This window comes from Aliiroseovarius sp. F20344 (genome assembly GCF_023016155.1).
Taxonomy (GTDB): Bacteria; Pseudomonadota; Alphaproteobacteria; order Rhodobacterales; family Rhodobacteraceae; genus Aliiroseovarius.
In genome coordinates this window covers 283302-300695 of record NZ_JALKBG010000008.1, presented here as the reverse complement: position 1 = coordinate 300695, position 17394 = coordinate 283302, and the positions used below count along the sequence as shown (strand labels likewise).

13 protein-coding genes are annotated in these 17394 nt (G+C 56.8%); 3 read left to right on the top strand and 10 right to left on the bottom strand.

Annotated features, from left to right (window positions below; genetic code table 11):
* Positions 1-86: 86 nt before the first annotated feature.
* On the bottom strand, positions 87-1055 hold the full coding sequence (locus tag MWU55_RS10520; RefSeq protein ID WP_246936134.1) for a TAXI family TRAP transporter solute-binding subunit: 969 nt from the start codon (positions 1053-1055) through the stop codon (positions 87-89).
* A gap of 26 nt (positions 1056-1081) precedes the next feature.
* Positions 1082-1945 (bottom strand): MurR/RpiR family transcriptional regulator, encoded by an 864-nt coding sequence (locus MWU55_RS10515; protein WP_246936133.1) that lies wholly within the window; start codon positions 1943-1945, stop codon positions 1082-1084.
* Positions 1946-2068: 123 nt separating this feature from the next.
* Here MWU55_RS10515 and MWU55_RS10510 point away from each other — a divergent pair, with 123 nt between their 5' ends.
* Positions 2069-3388 carry an aspartate aminotransferase family protein gene (locus tag MWU55_RS10510; protein WP_246936132.1) on the top strand — a complete coding sequence of 440 codons (1320 nt, stop codon included), beginning with the start codon at positions 2069-2071 and terminating at the stop codon, positions 3386-3388.
* The gene (locus MWU55_RS10505; protein WP_246936131.1) at positions 3385-4155 is read left to right on the top strand and encodes a 3-keto-5-aminohexanoate cleavage protein; all 771 of its coding nucleotides are present in this window, start codon (positions 3385-3387) and stop codon (positions 4153-4155) included. The genes MWU55_RS10510 and MWU55_RS10505 overlap by 4 nt, the downstream gene beginning before the upstream one ends.
* 19 nt (positions 4156-4174) lie before the next feature.
* On the opposite strand, the gene MWU55_RS10500 is transcribed toward MWU55_RS10505, so the two are convergent.
* From MWU55_RS10500 to lpdA, 6 genes are all read right to left on the bottom strand, one after another.
* Complete coding sequence (locus tag MWU55_RS10500; protein WP_246936130.1) at positions 4175-5140, bottom strand: helix-turn-helix domain-containing protein; 966 nt, start codon at positions 5138-5140, stop codon at positions 4175-4177.
* Positions 5141-5214: 74 nt separating this feature from the next.
* On the bottom strand, positions 5215-8070 hold the full coding sequence (gcvP, locus tag MWU55_RS10495; protein ID WP_246936129.1) for an aminomethyl-transferring glycine dehydrogenase: 2856 nt from the start codon (positions 8068-8070) through the stop codon (positions 5215-5217).
* Positions 8071-8129: 59 nt separating this feature from the next.
* Positions 8130-8495: a glycine cleavage system protein GcvH gene (gene gcvH / locus MWU55_RS10490; protein ID WP_246936128.1), complete on the bottom strand. Its 366-nt coding sequence runs from the start codon at positions 8493-8495 to the stop codon at positions 8130-8132.
* Between the two features lie 24 nt (positions 8496-8519).
* A complete protein-coding gene (gene gcvT, locus MWU55_RS10485) occupies positions 8520-9617 on the bottom strand; it encodes a glycine cleavage system aminomethyltransferase GcvT (protein ID WP_246936127.1) in 1098 nt (365 codons plus the stop codon).
* 250 nt (positions 9618-9867) lie between these two features.
* On the bottom strand, positions 9868-10815 hold the full coding sequence (gene lipA / locus MWU55_RS10480) for a lipoyl synthase (protein WP_246936126.1): 948 nt from the start codon (positions 10813-10815) through the stop codon (positions 9868-9870).
* A gap of 10 nt (positions 10816-10825) precedes the next feature.
* On the bottom strand, positions 10826-12202 hold the full coding sequence (gene lpdA, locus MWU55_RS10475; RefSeq protein ID WP_246936125.1) for a dihydrolipoyl dehydrogenase: 1377 nt from the start codon (positions 12200-12202) through the stop codon (positions 10826-10828).
* Between the two features lie 268 nt (positions 12203-12470).
* On the opposite strand from lpdA, the gene MWU55_RS10470 reads away from it, so the two are divergent.
* Entirely contained in the window at positions 12471-13007 is a 537-nt protein-coding gene (locus MWU55_RS10470; protein WP_246937868.1) for an XRE family transcriptional regulator, read from the top strand.
* A gap of 26 nt (positions 13008-13033) precedes the next feature.
* Here the strand turns inward: MWU55_RS10470 and MWU55_RS10465 are convergent, their stop codons facing one another.
* Together MWU55_RS10465 and MWU55_RS10460 are read right to left on the bottom strand one after the other, a co-directional pair.
* The gene (locus MWU55_RS10465) at positions 13034-16144 is read right to left on the bottom strand and encodes an efflux RND transporter permease subunit (protein WP_246936124.1); all 3111 of its coding nucleotides are present in this window, start codon (positions 16142-16144) and stop codon (positions 13034-13036) included.
* Positions 16141-17223 carry an efflux RND transporter periplasmic adaptor subunit gene (locus MWU55_RS10460; protein ID WP_246936123.1) on the bottom strand — a complete coding sequence of 361 codons (1083 nt, stop codon included), beginning with the start codon at positions 17221-17223 and terminating at the stop codon, positions 16141-16143. Before MWU55_RS10460 ends, MWU55_RS10465 begins: the two co-directional genes overlap by 4 nt.
* Between the last annotated feature and the right edge of the window lie 171 nt (positions 17224-17394).

The following is a 17394-nucleotide window of genomic DNA, read 5'->3' as shown; positions in this document are numbered from 1 at the left end:
CATTCTGTTACGTCGTCCGATCTTGTGCCGGATCCAGAAAACGAAGGGCGGCGCACCGCCCCTCGATTGTTCTTGCTGCTAAGCGATCACTCGATGATGCCAGCTTCTTTGTAGTACTTCTCGGCACCGGGGTGCAGAGGAGCGGACAGACCAGCAGTTGCCATCTCCTTGGGGTCAAGGTTGGCGAAGGCAGGGTGCAGACCTTTGAAGTCTTCGATGTTGTTCATCACTGACGAAACAACAGCGTAAACAGCGTCATCCGACACTTTGTCCGAACTCACGAAAGTCGCGCCCACACCGAAGGTCGCGGTGTCAGCATCGTTGCCGCGGTACATGCCGCCCGGGATCACCGCGGTACGGTAGAACGCGTTGTCTTCAACCAGCTTGTTGACGACGTCGCCCGACACTTCAACCAGAACCGAGTCACAAGCTGTGGTGGCTTCCTGGATCGAACCCGACGGGTGACCAACGGTGTAAACCATGGCGTCGATCTGGTTGTCGCACAGAGCAGCAGACTGTTCCGAAGCCTTCAGCTCGGTTGCCAGAGCGAAATCACCAGTGGTCCAGCCAAGTGCTTCCAGAAGAACTTCCATGGTGCCGCGCTGACCGGAACCGGGGTTGCCGATGTTGACGCGTTTACCTTTCAAGTCTTCGAAGGTTTTGATGCCGCTGTCGGCACGAGCTACAACGGTGAAGGGCTCTGGGTGTACCGAGAACACAGCGCGCAGACCTGGAAATGCGCCTGCTTCTTCGAACTTCGAAGTACCGTTATAGGCGTGATACTGCCAGTCAGACTGGGCCACACCAAATTCCAGCTCGCCTTCGCGAATGGTGTTGATGTTGTACACCGAACCACCTGTGGATTCGACCGAGCAACGTACGCCGTGATCTTTGCGGCCCTTGTTTACCAGACGACAAATGGCACCACCTGTGGGGTAGTACACACCCGTGACACCGCCGGTGCCGATGGTGATGAACTCTTCTGCAAATGCTGCAGGTGCCAACACGGCTGTGGCAGCAACCCCTGCAAATGCCAGTTTAATTCCTTGAAACATCTTGATCTCCCTTGATTGATGTTTGGTTACTCGCTCCACACCTCGGCAAGTTGCCGGTTGTGAAGTTCGATTTCGGCTATCCGGTCCTGTGCCGCGACCCCTGCACGCCCGACCACCAATCCAACGATGGCTTCGATCAGGAATACGGTTGAGACATAGGACGAATAAAAGTGAGGGCTTTCGGTCGAGACAACAAAGCTCGACGACGCATATTCCAACGCAGGACATGTGTGTGTATCGGTGATCACCACAACAAAAACCCCTAACTCACGCGCAAGCCTAGCTGCCTTGATCACTGAAACGGCAAAAGGCGGCTTGGTAACTATAAGTAGTGCATCACGTTTATCGAGACCTGACAAGGCTCCCCCAAGGGAAGCCCCCATTCGGTTGGCTAAGATCCAGTTATCTGCGCAGAAATTCGCCATATAAGACAGGTATTCGACAACACCTGTAGATCCCAAAGCGCCAAGCAAAAGCACTTTGCGGGACCCAGCCAACCTGTCTGCAACAGAGCGAATCGTGTCCCGGTCCAGCCCGGCCATCGTCTTACTTAAGTTGTGCTCGCAGGCCATGAAATGGGATTGAACAAAATCCGAATTTCCTTCCCCATGTTCCTTCTGAAGCTGCCCGGCACGATCCGCGAAGTTGTTTACCCTGCGGTCAATTTTGACCCGCATCTCTTCGCGCAGATCATCGAAATTTTGATAGCCCAGCGCCCGCGACAAACGTGAAAAAGCAGCAGGGGACACACCGCTATGAGCGGACACAGTGCGCAATGGTCGCGACACAGCATCAAGTGGGTTCTCCACAAGGTAATCGGCCGCAGCGCGCAACGCACCGCTCAGATCGCCATATGCCACAGCAAGCCTCTTTTCGAAGCTTTCACTCATATTCACGTCCAGGTGCCTCCCTGCTTGGACAAGGCTCAGTGTTCCTTTTGTTTCACGTATTGTCAAATGTGTTCGTTTTTGTTTCAATGCCAACAGTTTCAATCGGACACATGCGAGGGCATCATGTCTCATATTTTTCCGCGGCACTGCAAATCGAATCCACCGATCGCGAAGCGTGGAGATGGCATTTACATTATTGATTCACAAGGGAAAAAGTACCTTGATGGTTCAGGCGGGGCAGCCGTGTCTTGCCTTGGCCACTCTGACCCTGACGTGGCCCGTGCGATGCATGAACAGATCGACAGACTCAGCTTTGCGCATACCGGATTTCTGACATCTGAACCCGCAGAATCACTTGCTGACCAGCTGGTCAAACACGCGCCAAAGGGAATCGATCGCGTCTATCTTGTTTCAGGCGGGTCCGAAGCGGTCGAGGCCGCGTTGAAGTTGTCGCGCCAGTACATGATCGAAATTGGTCAGCACCAGCGCACGAAATTCATCGCACGCAAGCAAAGCTATCACGGCAACACGCTCGGTGCTTTGGGCACGGGCGGCAATATGTGGCGGCGCGAGCCCTTTGACCCCTTGATGATGTCGGCCAGCCATATTGATCCCTGCTATGAGTATCGTCTGCGCCGCGAGGGGGAAACGGAAGAAGAATATGGGTTAAGGGCTGCAAATGCTCTGGAAGATGAGCTTCTGCGCGTTGGGCCAGATACCGTCGTGGGTTTTCTGGCTGAGCCCGTTGTCGGGGCCACAGCTGGTGCAGTGCCCGCTTCCAAAGGATATTTCAAGCGCATTCGCGAAATCTGTGACAAGTATGGCGTCCTGCTGATCCTGGACGAAGTCATGTGCGGGATGGGGCGTACAGGGACGTTGTTTGCCTGCGAGCAAGATGGGATTTCACCCGACATCATCACCATCGCAAAGGGGCTGGGAGCGGGCTATCAGCCCATCGGTGCAATGTTGTGCACGGGTCAGATCTATGACGCGATCGCATCAGGCAGCGGCTTCTTTCAACACGGCCACACCTATATCGGGCACCCGGTTGCAGCCGCGGCTGCGAACGCCGTTGTCCACAAACTCACCACCGGCGGCATGGTGACCCGCGCCGCCAAAATGGGCGAGCGGTTGAATGATGCCCTGCACGCTGAGTTCGGCCAGCATGCCCATATCGGTGACATACGCGGACGCGGCATGTTCCGGGGTCTTGAAATCGTTGCAGACCGTGAAACCAAAGCCCCTTTTTCGCCGGATCGCGGAATTGCTGGCCGGTTGAAAAAACAAGCTTTTGAGAATGGCCTGATATGCTACCCGATGAGCGGCACGATTGACGGGCAGAACGGGGATCACGTGCTTCTGGCCCCGCCTTTCATCATCTCGGATGATCAGATTGATGAGTTGGTAGGCAAGCTGTCGAAGTCGTTGGAGCAAGTTCTGTGACACCCCTTCCCAAGGTCATGCTGGCCCCAAACGGGGCGCGCCTGACCAAAGCCGACCACCCTGCCCTGCCCATGACGCCTGTCGAGATTCTGGACACCGCATTGGCGTGCCAGGATCTGGGCGTTGACGGGCTGCACCTGCATATGCGGGATCAGGATGGAAAGCATCTTCTGGATGCTGACGCCTATGCCGACGCGCTGAACATGTTTCGGTCCGAGATGCCCGGCTTCCCAGTTCAGATCACAACCGAGGCCGTGGGCATCTATGATCCGAAACATCAACGCCATATCGCATTGAATTCTGGGGCGGACATGGTCTCGGCATCTGTGCGTGAGTTGTGCCGTGAAGACCACGCAGTCACACGTGCTTTCTACAAGGACTGCGAGCAGCGCGGCATCGCTGTTCAGCACATCCTCTATGATGTGGAAGATGCAGAATTGCTGACCCGCGTGCTGGATGATAAACTGCTGACTTCAGCCCACCTCCAACTGATCTTTGTGCTGGGTCGCTATGCGGTTGGCCAAAAATCAAACCCGGAAGAGCTGAACCCGTTTTTGGTCTGGCTGAAGAAAGCTGGCCTGACCCCAGATTGGGCCGTCTGCGCCTTTGGTCAGAACGAAACCCCTGCTCTTATCCGCGCCGTTCAAGAGGGCGGAAAATGCCGGATTGGGTTTGAAAACTCACGCCAGAATACGGACGGATCACTTGCCAAAAACAATGAAGAACGCGTGGCAGAACTGATCCGGGCTTGCGCTGAAATCAATTAAGCCAACACCGTCGCGGGTATCAGAACATCTTTGCCCGCGCATCAGATGGCGACATTCCAAACTGCTGTTTGAACGATCGCACCATGCTTGATCGGGTGCCAAATCCAGTGGCCGCTGCGATCTCGTGCATCGAATAGCTGGTTTGTTGGACCAACTGATTGGCCCGCTCAAGCCGTAAGCTGCGGTAAATTGTCAACGGACTGACGCCAAGCTGCGTTGAGAACCGTCGCTGCAATTGGCGCGACGAGACATTCAGGATTTGCGCAATCTGAACAATAGAGAGCGTGTTCTCCAAATTCTCCAGCATCACCGCGACGCAATCACCGATGATGCGATCCCCGCCGGAATAGCGCTTTATGATGTGCTCTTGCTTGCCTTGGAACGGTTCGCCCGACACTTCCAGCCCGACATAGTCACCAAAGGTGGCCGCAGAAAACCCACCGATCTCGGCCTCCAAGAGCTTCAAGAATAGGCGTAACGCGGCAAAAATGCTGGTCGCGCTACAGATGTTTCCATCGATCGCGAACGGCGCCCCGCTTTCGGTGCACATGAACCCTTCCTCTTCCGCGACGAAGCGTAGATTTGGGTGAACAGCAACGGCGCATCGTCCGGCAAACTCTGACCGGCACAAGGCAAAAACGCCACCGCCAACCAACACGCTTTGGCGCGCAAGACGCAGAAGTTGGTGGGCGCGGTGAAGCTGTTTTGAGGTCAGCTGCCAGCGTGCGTGAAAGTCGCTCCAGAACACGATGGTTCGGTTGCGCCAATAGCTGTGGTCGTGCGAGGGGCAGCCATCCAGGGAATAGACCGCGAAATCGCGGGGTGTTTCCGCATTGGTAAATTGATCAAGCGAAATGAAGAAATCGCGGAAGACACTGGCCAAAGACACGTGGCTTCGGTCTGGCACGATAATGGTGATGCCTTGAATGGGTCCGATGGAAGATAGGTCTGTAAATCGGGTCCCTAAAGAGTTTTGAATATTCATAGATGCATCCCGTTATCTGGTACGACATTATGAGCCCCCGCCCGGACCAATAAACGTCCGGGCGGGGGAATGATTTATGCCTCTTCTTCGTAAGCATCCATCGGAGGACAGGTACAAACGAGGTTGCGGTCGCCATAGGCGTTGTCGACGCGGTTCACCACGGGCCAGTACTTGTCCACCCCAAGGTTGCCGGCAGGGAAACAAGCCTGCTCGCGCGTGTAAGGACGATCCCATTCGCCCACCAGATCACGCACCGTGTGGGGGGCGTGTTTCAGCGGGTTGTTTTCCGGGTCGATCTTGCCGTCGATGATGTCCTGTGCCTCGGCACGGATGGACAGCATGGCGTCGCAGAAGCGGTCCAGCTCGGCCTTGGGTTCGGATTCTGTCGGCTCCACCATCAACGTGCCAGCAACAGGCCAGCTCATCGTGGGGGCGTGGAAGCCACTGTCCACAAGGCGCTTGGCTACGTCATCAACGGTCACGTTGCCCTCGTCCGCCAGCGGGCGGGTGTCGAGGATGCATTCATGCGCCACACGACCTGTCTTCGAAGTGTAGAGGATGTTGTAGCCATCTTGCAGACGTGCCGCGATGTAATTGGCATTCAGGATTGCCACGCGGGTTGCCTGTGTCAGACCCGCACCGCCCATCAGAAGGATATAGGCCCAGCTGACAGGAAGGATCGAGGGCGACCCAAAGGGCGCGGCCGAGACCGGACCAACAGCGGTGCCATATTCTGGGTGACCCGGCAGGTGCTCTTCCAGATGCGCCTTCACACCGATCGGACCCATGCCGGGACCACCACCGCCATGCGGGATGCAGAAGGTCTTGTGCAGGTTCAGGTGGCTGACATCGCCACCAATATCACCCGGACGGGACAGACCGACCATAGCGTTCATATTGGCGCCATCGATATAGACCTGACCGCCGTGATCATGGGTGATCTGGCAGACCTCTTGCACGGTTTCTTCAAACACACCATGGGTCGACGGGTAGGTGATCATGCAAGCGGCAAGATCATCCGAGTGCTGTACGGCTTTGGACCGGAAATCCTCGATGTCGATGTTGCCATCTTCGTCCGATTTCACCGGCACCACCTTATAGCCCACCATCTGCGCGGTGGCGGGATTGGTCCCGTGCGCCGAGGTTGGGATCAGGCAGACATTGCGGTGCCCTTCGCCACGTGCGGTGTGGTAGTTGCGGATGGTCAGTAGGCCCGCATATTCGCCCTGCGCACCAGAGTTCGGCTGCTGCGAAATCGCGTCGTAGCCGGTGATCTGGCACAGCTTGTCATTCAGATCGGCGATCATCTCGTGATAACCCTGTGCCTGATCTTCCGGCACGAAGGGGTGCAGATTGCCAAATTCGGGCCATGTGACCGGGATCATTTCCACGGTCGCATTCAGCTTCATGGTACACGATCCCAACGGGATCATCGCCCGATCCAGCGCCAAATCGCGGTCTGCCAGACGCCGCATATAGCGGGTGATCTCGGCCTCGGCGCGGTTCTGGTGGAAGATCGGATGGGTCAGATACTCGCTTTCACGCAGCGCATAATCAGGCAGACGATAGGCGCGATTGGCAACACTGTCGTCTTTCTTGTCGATGCCGAAGGCACCCCAGACCGCTTCGATCGTCTCGGCGCGGGTTTGTTCGTCCAGCGAGATACCGATCCGGTCCTCGCCCACGGCGCGCAGGTTTACACCACGGGCCACAGCGGCTTCCATCACGGTTTTTTGCAGCGGGCCAACCTCGACAGTGATTGTATCGAAGAAGACTTCTGGCTCTACTTTGAAGCCATGCTCTTCCAGACCGGCCGCCAGACGCGAGGTCTTGCGGTGCACCGATTGCGCGATGGCCTTGATGCCATCGGGGCCGTGATACACGGCATACATGGATGCGATCACAGCCAGCAGCGCCTGCGCGGTACAAACGTTCGAGTTCGCTTTTTCGCGGCGGATGTGCTGTTCGCGGGTTTGCAGCGCAAGGCGATAGGCCTTGTTGCCGCGCGCGTCGATTGAGACTCCGATGATGCGGCCCGGCATGTTGCGCTTCAGCTTGTCGGTAGTGGCCATATAAGCTGCGTGCGGACCGCCATAGCCCATGGGCACACCAAAGCGTTGGGTGGAGCCAACAGCAATGTCTGCGCCCATCTCGCCTGGTGATTTCAAAAGCGCCAGCGCAAGGATGTCAGCCGCCACAACGGCGATGGCTTTATGCTCATGCAGCGCGGCGATCTCAGCGGTGAAGTCGCGCACGTGACCATGTGAGCCGGGATACTGAAAAATTGCGCCAAAGACCGCACCTGGATCCAGATCATCGGGATCGGCAACCTGCACGTCGATGCCCAAAGGCTCTGCGCGGGTTTTGATCACAGCAACGGTCTGTGGGTGACAGTTCTTGTCGACAAAGAACGCCGCGTTATTGGCTTTAGAGCGCGAACCGCGATGGGCCATGGCCATGGCTTCAGCAGCGGCGGTGGCTTCATCCAGAAGCGACGCGTTGGCGACCTCAAGCCCGGTCATATCCGATACCATAGTCTGGAAGTTCAAGAGCGCCTCAAGACGGCCTTGCGAAATCTCGGGCTGGTAAGGCGTGTACGCCGTATACCAAGCGGGATTTTCCAGAATGTTGCGCAGGATCGGGGCAGGCGTGGTCGTGCCGTAATATCCCTGACCGATAAGCGAGGTCAGAACCTTGTTCTTCGAGGCCACCTGTTTCATGTGATAAAGCGCGTCGCGCTCAGACATGGCTGGACCCCAATCCAATGCCTCTTTCTGGCGAATGGCGGGGGGAACCGTGGCGTCGATCAGTTCATCAAGCGTCTTGAAGCCAATCACCTTCAACATGTCTGCCATCTCGCGCGGGGATGGGCCGATATGGCGGCGGTTGGCGAAATCATAGGCTTCGTAGTCGGTTAGTTTGAAGGCCATGCTGTGATCCTTGTGCGTAAACGAAGTGACCCGCCGGGTGGTCCGGCGGGTATGTGGTGTTAGCCGATCAGGGCTTTGTAGCCGTCCAGATCCATCAGGTCTTCCAGCTGCGCGGCATCCGCCAGCTTTACCTTATAGATCCATGCGTCGCCTTCGGGGCTTTCGTTCAATGCGCCGGGATTGTCTTCCAGCGCGCCATTGGCTTCGACCACTTCGCCGTCAACCGGAGCATAGATTTCCGACGCGGCCTTAACGCTTTCAATCACGCCGATCTCGTCGCCTTTTTCGAAATCGTCACCGCTTTCGCGCTGCTCAACAAAAACGATCTCGCCCAGTTGGTCGGCTGCGTGTTTGGTGATGCCGATGGTGGCAATGTCGCCTTCGACGGTGATCCATTCGTGCTCTTCGGAATAATAAGTGGTCATGTCAGGGTGCTCCCAAAGTTGATCTTAGCGTTTGTAGTTCTGCTGCACGAAGGGCAGCGATACGATTTCGGCAGGCTGAGCCTTGCCGCGAATGATAAGGTTGACCTTCTCGCCGACCTCGCCGTGTCCTTTCGACACATATCCCATGGCAACCGGGCCGCCAACGGTCGGGCCAAAGCTGCCCGAAGTGATTTCACCGATTGTGGTGCCATCTTGGGCTTGGATTTCCACGTGCTGACGTGCAGGTGCGCGGCCTTCGGGCTTGATGCCCACCAGCTTCTTGGCAGCACCTTCTGCCAGCTCGCGCTGAATACGGTCTGCACCGGGGAAACCGCCTTCTTCCTTACGGCGTTTTTGGATGGCCCAGCTCAGGCTGGCCTCGATGGGAGAGGTCGTCTGGTCGATGTCGTTGCCATAAAGGCAAAGCCCAGCTTCCAGACGCAGGCTGTCGCGGGCACCCAGACCAGCAGGCTCACAGTCTTCATGGGCCAGGAAGGCGCGGGCAACGGCTTCAGCCTTATCCTCGGGAATCGAGATTTCGTAACCATCTTCGCCGGTATAACCCAGACGCGAGATGCGGCATTCGACGTCGTTGATGTCACCCAAGGTGGTTTCCATGAAGGTCAGGTCGCGGGCAGCGGGGCAAAGATCGCCCACCACGTCCTCGGCCTTGGGACCTTGTACGGCCACAAGCGCGCGGTCGAAGATCTCAACCACTTCGACGCCGTCCAGATTGGCGGCCATATGAGGGATGTCCTGATGACGCATCGAGGCGTTCACCACGACAAAGAAATGATCACCGGCATTCGAGACGATTAGGTCATCCATGATGCCGCCGTCTTCGTTGGTGAAAAAGCCGTAACGTGCCTTGCCTTCTTTCAGCGAGGCATAGGCCTGCGGGCAGATGCTTTCCAGCTTCTCGCCGATATTGTCGCCCTTCAGGATCACCTGCCCCATGTGGCTAACGTCAAACAGTGCGGCTTTCTCGCGGCATTGTTTGTGTTCGCCCATGATGCCCATCGGGTATTGAACGGGCATTTCCCAGCCAGCAAAATCAACCATCTTGCCGCCAAGTTCGACGTGCAGATCATAAAGCGGTGTGCGTTGGGGGGTGTCGGTCATAGCCGCGCCTCCTGTGGTTTAGGTTTCAGGTGCAGTCGCATGCGACTGTAACAGTAGAAAACGCGTTGCGCACAACGCGGGCGAGATTCGGGGTCACATGGTCTATCTGGGCGAGTGCTGGACTCATAGAGTAATCGCTGCCAGCGATGTTGTGAACAGGTCGGCCGGACGTTCTGCATTGGGATATGATCCCTGCGAGTCTGCCCCGGTCGGCTGCGAACAATGCGTGAATTGCCATCTTTAACACCCCTCAGCCCGCACTTGCAGCAAGCGCTAGCTGGCGCACCTGTTTCAGGTTCGCGAAATCTTCATCGGCGTGGAAGGACGAACGTGTCAGCGGCGTGGCTGACACCCCAAGGAAGCCCTTTGCACGGGCTACCTGTTCAAGGCTTTTAAACTCTTCTGGTGTCCAGAACCGATCAATTTTGTGGTGTTTGGCTGTGGGTTGCAGATACTGCCCCACGGTCAGGAAATCGACATTCGCGGCGCGTAGATCATCCATCACTTGCCGCACCTCTTCCATCGTTTCGCCCAACCCGACCATTAGACCGGACTTGGTGAAAAGCTCTGGGTTGGCGCGTTTGGCGTCATCCAGAAGGCGCAAGGACTGATAATAACGAGCGCCAGGGCGCACGGTTGGATAAAGCCGCGGCACAGTTTCCAGATTATGGTTGAACACGTCAGGGGCAGCATCGAACACTGCCTGTCCTGCCTCGCCTTTGCCAAGAAAGTCAGGGGTCAGAACCTCGACGGTGGTGTCCGGGTTTTGATGGCGCACGGCGCGAATGGTCTGTGCGATATGTTCGGCTCCGCCATCGTCAAGATCATCGCGATCCACCGAGGTGATCACAACGTGACGCAGCCCCAGCTTTTTCACCGCCGCCGCCACGCGACCCGGTTCAAACGGGTCCAGCGCGTCAGGCCGCCCGGTCGAGACGTTGCAGAAGCTGCAACCACGGGTGCAGACTTCGCCCATGATCATCATGGTTGCGTGGCGTTTGGACCAGCATTCACCGATGTTGGGGCACGAGGCCTCTTCGCAGACAGTCGCCAGATCATGGTCCCGCATCAAGCGACGAGTCTCGTAATACTCGGCGCTTTCGATCTTCTTGTTACGAATCCACTTGGGCTTGCGCAGAATGGCCGTGTCGGGTTTATGCGCTTTTTCCGGGTGGCGAAGACGGGGAACAGTGTTCATCGGCAGCTCCTTACGCGTGAATGGCGCTGCCAAGCGCGTCCAGACAGGCTTCTTTCACGGCTTCAGCCATCGACGGGTGTGCGTGGCAGGTGGCGGCGACTTCGGACAGCGTGGCGCCTTTGACCATGGCCAAAACCAGCTCGGCAATCAGGTCACCCCCGTGGGCACCGCAGATATGCGCGCCCAGAAGCACGCCATCGGGCGAGGCCAACACTTTCACCGCACCATCTGTTTCACCGGTCGAGCGAGCGCGCGAGTTGGCCATGAAGGTAAACTTGCCCGAGATATAGTTGGCGCCCGCCTCTTTCAGCGCTTCTTCAGTGACGCCGACTGATGCGACTTCGGGATCGGTATAAACGACTCCCGGCACCTTGCCGTAATCCACGTGGCCCGGCAGACCAGCCAGCCCTTCAACACAGGCCACCCCATCCTCTTCCGCTTTATGCGCCAGCATCGGGCCAGGTACACAATCTCCAATAGCGTAGATACCGGGAACCGAGGTCTGGAAGTGATCATCCACAGTGATGAAGCCACGGTCGTTCACATCGACGCTCAGCGCCTCGAGCCCCAAGTCACGGATGACTGGACGGCGACCAATGGCCACCAGCACCTTGTCGGCCTCGATCGTGTCGATAGTGTCTTTGCCCACACGTTCTACGGTGACCGCAAGCCCCCCCTCGCCCGCTTCAACCGATTTCACCGCGCGGCCGAGTTGGAACTTCAACCCACGTTTCGACAGTGCGCGCTGCGCCAGCTTTGCAATCTCGCCATCAATTCCGGGCAGGATGCGGTCGAGATACTCCACTACGGTGACCTTAGCCCCTAGACGCGCCCAGACCTGACCAAGCTCAAGCCCGATCACACCTGCACCGATCACCACAAGATGCGCGGGTACAGTTTTCAGCGACAAGGCGCCAGTTGAGCTAAGGATGCATTCTTCGTCAATTATCACACCGGGCAGAGGTGTCGCTTCAGATCCAGTGGCAATCAGGATGTTCTTGGCCTCATGCACGGTGTCGCCCACTTGCACCTTGCCGGGCGCGATAATGTTGGCCCAGCCGTCAATATGATCCACGCCGTTTTTCTTGAACAGAAAAGCGATGCCTTTGGTGAGGTCCCCAACCACCTTGTCTTTGCGCGCCATCATGGCGGCGAGGTCCAGAGACGCTCCTTCCACCGCAATGCCGTGGGAGGCCAAATGCGAAAGTTCGGCGTATTTCCCAGACGAGGTCAGAAGCGCTTTCGACGGGATGCAGCCCACGTTCAAACATGTACCGCCAAGCGATCCACGGCCTTCAACACAGGCAACCTTCAAACCCAACTGGGCTGCACGAATTGCGGCGACATAGCCACCCGGTCCAGCGCCGATCACGATAAGGTCGTACATATTGCCCTCCGCTTCCCAACTTGTATTCACAATTTCCTATTTGTGAGACTAGTTTCCTATTCGGGATTTCATGCTCCCTATAGGAAACTTTTGCACATTAGGCAAGATTTGTGTGCAACGGGATACTTTGACAGGTTCAAGAGCTGCTTCTAAGCTGTGAGGGAACAAGGGGATAGCAGGAGAAACTGGTTTGGAGACCGACGCAAACACCACAGCGCAAGGTAGCGGTGAACCCGCTGAAGCCCCGGACGGAGAGGCGATGGGCCGTATGATTCGCGAAGCCCGCAAAGCCAAAGGCCAAACGCTCGAGGATACAGCGCGCGCTGCGGGGATTGGTCGTTCGACCTTGTCAAAGATCGAAAACAACCAAACCCGCCCCAGTTTTGATATCATCCGTCGCCTGATGCAGACGCTTGGGCTTGAGACCCCGCAACTATTTCTGCAATCCGCCAAGTCAGACATTTCGGGCCGCAGGGATTATACACGCGCAGGCGAAGGTGAGATCAAGAAGACCCCGACCTATACGCACGAGCTTCTCTGTAACGAACTAACGTCGAAAAGAATGGTTCCCTACATCTCGACCGTGACAGCGCGCGAGGTGTCGGAATATGACGACTGGGTGCGCCATACTGGGGAAGAATTTATGTTTGTCCTGTCAGGTGAACTGACCCTTGTGACTGAACACTACCGCCCCCTGGATCTTAAAACCGGGGATTCAGTTTATTACGACGCCCGTATGGGACATGGCTTAATCTCGACCAGCGAGGAAGACGCCAAGGTCCTTTGGGTGTCACTAAGCCTATAGCCGCGACGTCCGCTTAACATCACGTGTCATGATGCGCGGCGGTGTTCCTTGAACCATCGCCGCTCACCCAACATCAGCATCGCAGGTGTGACAATCAGGGTCAGCACCGTGGCAAACACCAAACCGCCAGCAATTGCGCTTGAAAGCTCGGTCCACCATTGCGACGACGGTGCGCCAATCTGAATGGTCCGGGCCCCGAAACTGATCGTCAGTGCCAGCACCATGGGCATCAAGCCCAAAGCGGTTGTGATGGACGTCAACACAACGGGCCGCAAACGTTGGGCCCCTGTGCGCAACGCGGCCTCAAGCGGAGACATGCCTTCGCTTCGAAGCACATTATAGGTGTCGATCAGCACGATATTGTTGTTCACCACAATCCCGGCAAGGGCGATCACGCCTATGCCCCCCATCACGACGCCAAACGGGCGGCCGGTGATCAAAAGTCCCATCAACACACCCGCAATCGAGAAGACGATTGCGCTCATCACCACGAAGGCTTGATAGAAGCTGTTGAACTGCAAAAGAAGCGTGGCGAACATCAGGATGATGGCGGTTAGGAAGGCACCGACAAGGAACACCATCGCCTCTTCCTGTTCTTCAGCCTCACCGCCGAAATCAAAGGTCACATCGCCCGGCAACCCGGCCTGCGTGATGGCATCCTTAAGCGCGATAATCTGATTGTTGACCAACAAACCGGGGGCTATGTCGGCCGCGACCGAGATCACCCGCTGTTGATCTTCATGGCTGATCCGGCCTGAGCGCTGAACCGGCTCAAACCGAACGAAGTTCGAGATCGGCACCAACCCGGCCGCCGTCGGCACGCGCAAGGTTTGCAGCTCATCCAACGTGCGATCCTGCGCAGGGAAGCGTACACGAATATCAACCGATCCATCCACATCATCAGGCCGGTAGGTTGCGACCCCCACGCCTTGCGTCAGAAGCTGAACGGCTTGCCCCAAGATCGCAATGTCAGCTCCAAAGCGTGCTGCTTCTTCACGATCCACGCGCAAGGCCCATTCAACACCCGGCAATGCGCGGGTATCGGTCACGTCAGTGAACCCGCCAATACTGTCCATGATGCCTAGCACCTTTGTGGTGGCCGCATTCAAATCATCGCGATTGTCTGAGGACAGTTTCAATTGAACCGGCTTGCCCCCTGTCGGACCTTCGCTTTGGGTCTGCACCTGCACAACAACGCCAGCCACATCGTCCATGTCGGCGCGAATTTCCGGAATGATCTCGGCCACAGGACGGCGTGTATCCCAATCATTCATACGTAATTGCAGTGTCCCGATGACCTCTTGATCATCGCGGTTGTCCAACACTGTTCTGGCATACACACTGTCGACTTCCGGATGCCCGATCAGACGGTTTTCGACTTTCCGAACGAGCGCATCCCTTTCGTAGATCGAGAAGTTGTCGCGCGCCCTAATTTCAATCACCATTGCGCTTGGCTCAGGCTCTGGAAAGAAAGTCAGCCCTTTGCCGAATTGGCCATAGATGCCGAACCCACCCAACAGCGCTGCGACCGCAAGGATCACAACCGCAGCCGGGTGCAGAATGGCCCAATTCAGCAAGCGGACATAAGCACCCGTGAAGCCGGGAATGTCCCGAGGGTCACCACTTTCAGCGGCCTCTAAGGCGGCTTTGGATCTAGCAGTTTGCGGCTGTCTGCGTCCGATCAGCCCGCCCAAGACCGGGATGAAAATCAGCGCCATAAACAAGCTGGCACCAAGCGTCAGCATGACAGTGATTGGCAGGAACTTCATGAACTCGCCAATAACACCCGACCAGAATAGAAGCGGGAAGAACACTGAAAGAGTGGTCGCGGTCGACGCGATAATCGGCCAAGCCATACGTTTGGCGGCAGAGGCATAGGCTTTGCGCGGCGGTGTGCCTTCCTGCAGTTTCCGATCAGCCAGTTCCGTGGTGACGATGGCCCCATCCACCAACATCCCGACCACCAAGATAAGCGCAAACAGGACCACGATATTCATCGTGTACCCCATTGCCCAAATCGCAGTTACCCCAGCAAGGAACGCGCCGGGAATGGCCAAACCAACAAGAAGCGCCGAACGAAAGCCCAGCGCCCAGACGATCACAATCATCACAAGGATCACGGCGGTGATAACGTTGGCTTCAAGGTCATCCAGCATCGACACAACGTCATCGCTTTGATCATAGGTGACCTGCACGCGAACGGTTTCCGGGTAGGTCTCTTGCGACGCGGAAAGCACTTCACGCACAGCAGCCACTGTGTCGATCACATTGGCGCCGACCCGTTTCTTGACCTCAAGAACCAAGGCGGGCTGACCATCGATCCGGGCAAAGCTTTCGGGGTCTTTAAAGGTGCGCCGAACCGTCGCCACGTCCGAGAACGTCACGACTGTTCCACCGGACACTTTGATCGGAAGATCCATCACACTTTGCACGTTCTCGATCAAACCGGGCACCTTCAAAACCATGCGCCCCGCGCCTGTATCAATGGACCCGGCTGCAACTAAAAGGTTGTTCTGCGTCACCTGCGTGATCAGCTCTGCGAAGGTGATGTTGTAGGTTTCAAACACTGTTGGGTCGACCAGAACTTCCAAAAGGTCTTCGCGCGTCCCACCGATATCAACCTCAAGCACACCCGGCAGGGCTTCTATGTCGTCCTGCAACACGGTCGCCATGTCATTGAGCGTGCGTTCAGGCACAGGACCTGACAGCACGATATTCATAATCGGGAACAGTGCGGTGTTGATTTCGTGCACACTGGGTTCTGTTGCATCCGAGGGCAATTCACCTTTGGCGGAATCAACGGCCTCTCTCACTTTATCCAGCGCCTCGTCTACCGGCAGGTCCGGGTTAAACTCCATCTGGACCGATGCGTAGCCTTCCCCAGCGTGGCTAATGATATCATCCAACCCCGAGATTGACCCCAATTCGGTTTCAAGCGGGTTCACCAATAGGCGTTCGGCATCTTCTGGCGACACGCCATCCAGCGTTGTGACCACATAGACCACCGGAATAGGAATTTCGGGGTTCGCCTCTTTCGGAATGGCGTTATAGGCCCAGGTGCCCAAGGCCAGAATTGCGGCCAACGCCATCAGAATTACGCGTGCGCGCGCAAACGCAAAGTCGATAAGACTGCTCATTGGTCAGCTTCCTGAGGTGCAACCTTGTCGCCCGCCGTCACAAACCCCTGCCCTACGGTGATAATGCGCGTTTTATCAGGCAATCCTGTCACCCAGATCCCGCCGGATCCGGCGCTGGAGATTTCCACCTCGTGAAATGCGACCTGATCGTCGTCATCCACCGTTTTCACCCCAAGCGTGCCCTTTTCATCCAAGGATAGGATCGCAGGCGAGATGAAATGCGCGGTGACTTCCCCGGTCGCAATGGCCACTTCAGCACTAACACCGGCTGCGATTGCACCTTCTGCATTGGCGACTTCGACCTCGGTCACAAAGGTTCGCGTTTGGACATCGGCGGCCGTGCCGACAAATCGAATACTTCCGGTCGCGGTCTCACCCGTCAGAAACGAGACCTGCGCAGGCTCACCAACGGTCAAGCGATTGCGGAACTGCTGAGGAGCTTGGATCGACACCACAAGCGGGGTTGTATCGACCACACGCGCAGCTGGCTCACCGGCCGCGACGAATTCGCCAACTTCAATTGGAAGCGCCTCCAACTGACCGGCAAACGGCGCCATTAGAATCGTATCCTCGAGCGCCTCAAGTGCTTGCGTTAGGCTGCTTTCAGCTGCAGCAAGATCAACTTCCGCTTCAAACACGCGATCCGAGGTCGCAATGCCACGATCGAACAACGTTTTGGCGTTGCTAAGCTCCCGCGCAGCGCGATCACGCGCTTCCTTTGCAGCAGTCAGCGCCTTTTGGTGTTGGGTGTCGTCGATCCGTGCGATCTCGTCACCTTTTTCGACGTGTGCGCCGTTTTTCAGAGCGACGGAAATGATGTTGCCTGATGCCTGCGCGCGAACCTGCGTGTCGCGATACGGCTGGGCTTGTCCTTTTGCCACAAACCTTTGCGTCACCGGCTCGGCTTCGGACAGTTTCACCTGTACAGCAACAGCTTGTTTTTCCGCTGTTTCATGTTCGGTCGGCTCAGGATCGGAAGAGAACACCACCCCGCTGCCCATCCAAATGATCACTAATCCCAACAAACCGGCGGCAACCCATTTGGATCGTCCCGCACCTGGATCTGAGGCAAATTCCAAAGATGAGCGCGCGCTGCTTTCAGATGACATTTCATGTCCAACTTATAGTGGTTTCAATGCGCACAACATGGGTGTCCGCTGGCAGAAAGAAAAGGGGGGTGATGCTATGCCGCGAGGGAAAGGGCAGTTTTGGGCGGGATGGGGTGCCCACGCCGCCCGCTGCCAGCATTG

What these genes read in the sequence shown, in the direction of transcription:
- MWU55_RS10520 (WP_246936134.1), bottom strand. Translation starts at nt 1,055, where the DNA reads ATGTTTCAAGGAATTAAACTGGCATTTGCAGGGGTTGCTGCCACAGCC.
- MWU55_RS10515 (WP_246936133.1), bottom strand. Translation starts at nt 1,945, where the DNA reads ATGAGTGAAAGCTTCGAAAAGAGGCTTGCTGTGGCATATGGCGATCTG.
- MWU55_RS10510 (WP_246936132.1), top strand. Translation starts at nt 2,069, where the DNA reads ATGTCTCATATTTTTCCGCGGCACTGCAAATCGAATCCACCGATCGCG.
- MWU55_RS10500 (WP_246936130.1), bottom strand. Translation starts at nt 5,140, where the DNA reads ATGAATATTCAAAACTCTTTAGGGACCCGATTTACAGACCTATCTTCC.
- gcvP (WP_246936129.1), bottom strand. Translation starts at nt 8,070, where the DNA reads ATGGCCTTCAAACTAACCGACTACGAAGCCTATGATTTCGCCAACCGC.
- gcvH (WP_246936128.1), bottom strand. Translation starts at nt 8,495, where the DNA reads ATGACCACTTATTATTCCGAAGAGCACGAATGGATCACCGTCGAAGGC.
- gcvT (WP_246936127.1), bottom strand. Translation starts at nt 9,617, where the DNA reads ATGACCGACACCCCCCAACGCACACCGCTTTATGATCTGCACGTCGAA.
- lipA (WP_246936126.1), bottom strand. Translation starts at nt 10,815, where the DNA reads ATGAACACTGTTCCCCGTCTTCGCCACCCGGAAAAAGCGCATAAACCC.
- lpdA (WP_246936125.1), bottom strand. Translation starts at nt 12,202, where the DNA reads ATGTACGACCTTATCGTGATCGGCGCTGGACCGGGTGGCTATGTCGCC.
- MWU55_RS10470 (WP_246937868.1), top strand. Translation starts at nt 12,471, where the DNA reads ATGATTCGCGAAGCCCGCAAAGCCAAAGGCCAAACGCTCGAGGATACA.
- MWU55_RS10465 (WP_246936124.1), bottom strand. Translation starts at nt 16,144, where the DNA reads ATGAGCAGTCTTATCGACTTTGCGTTTGCGCGCGCACGCGTAATTCTG.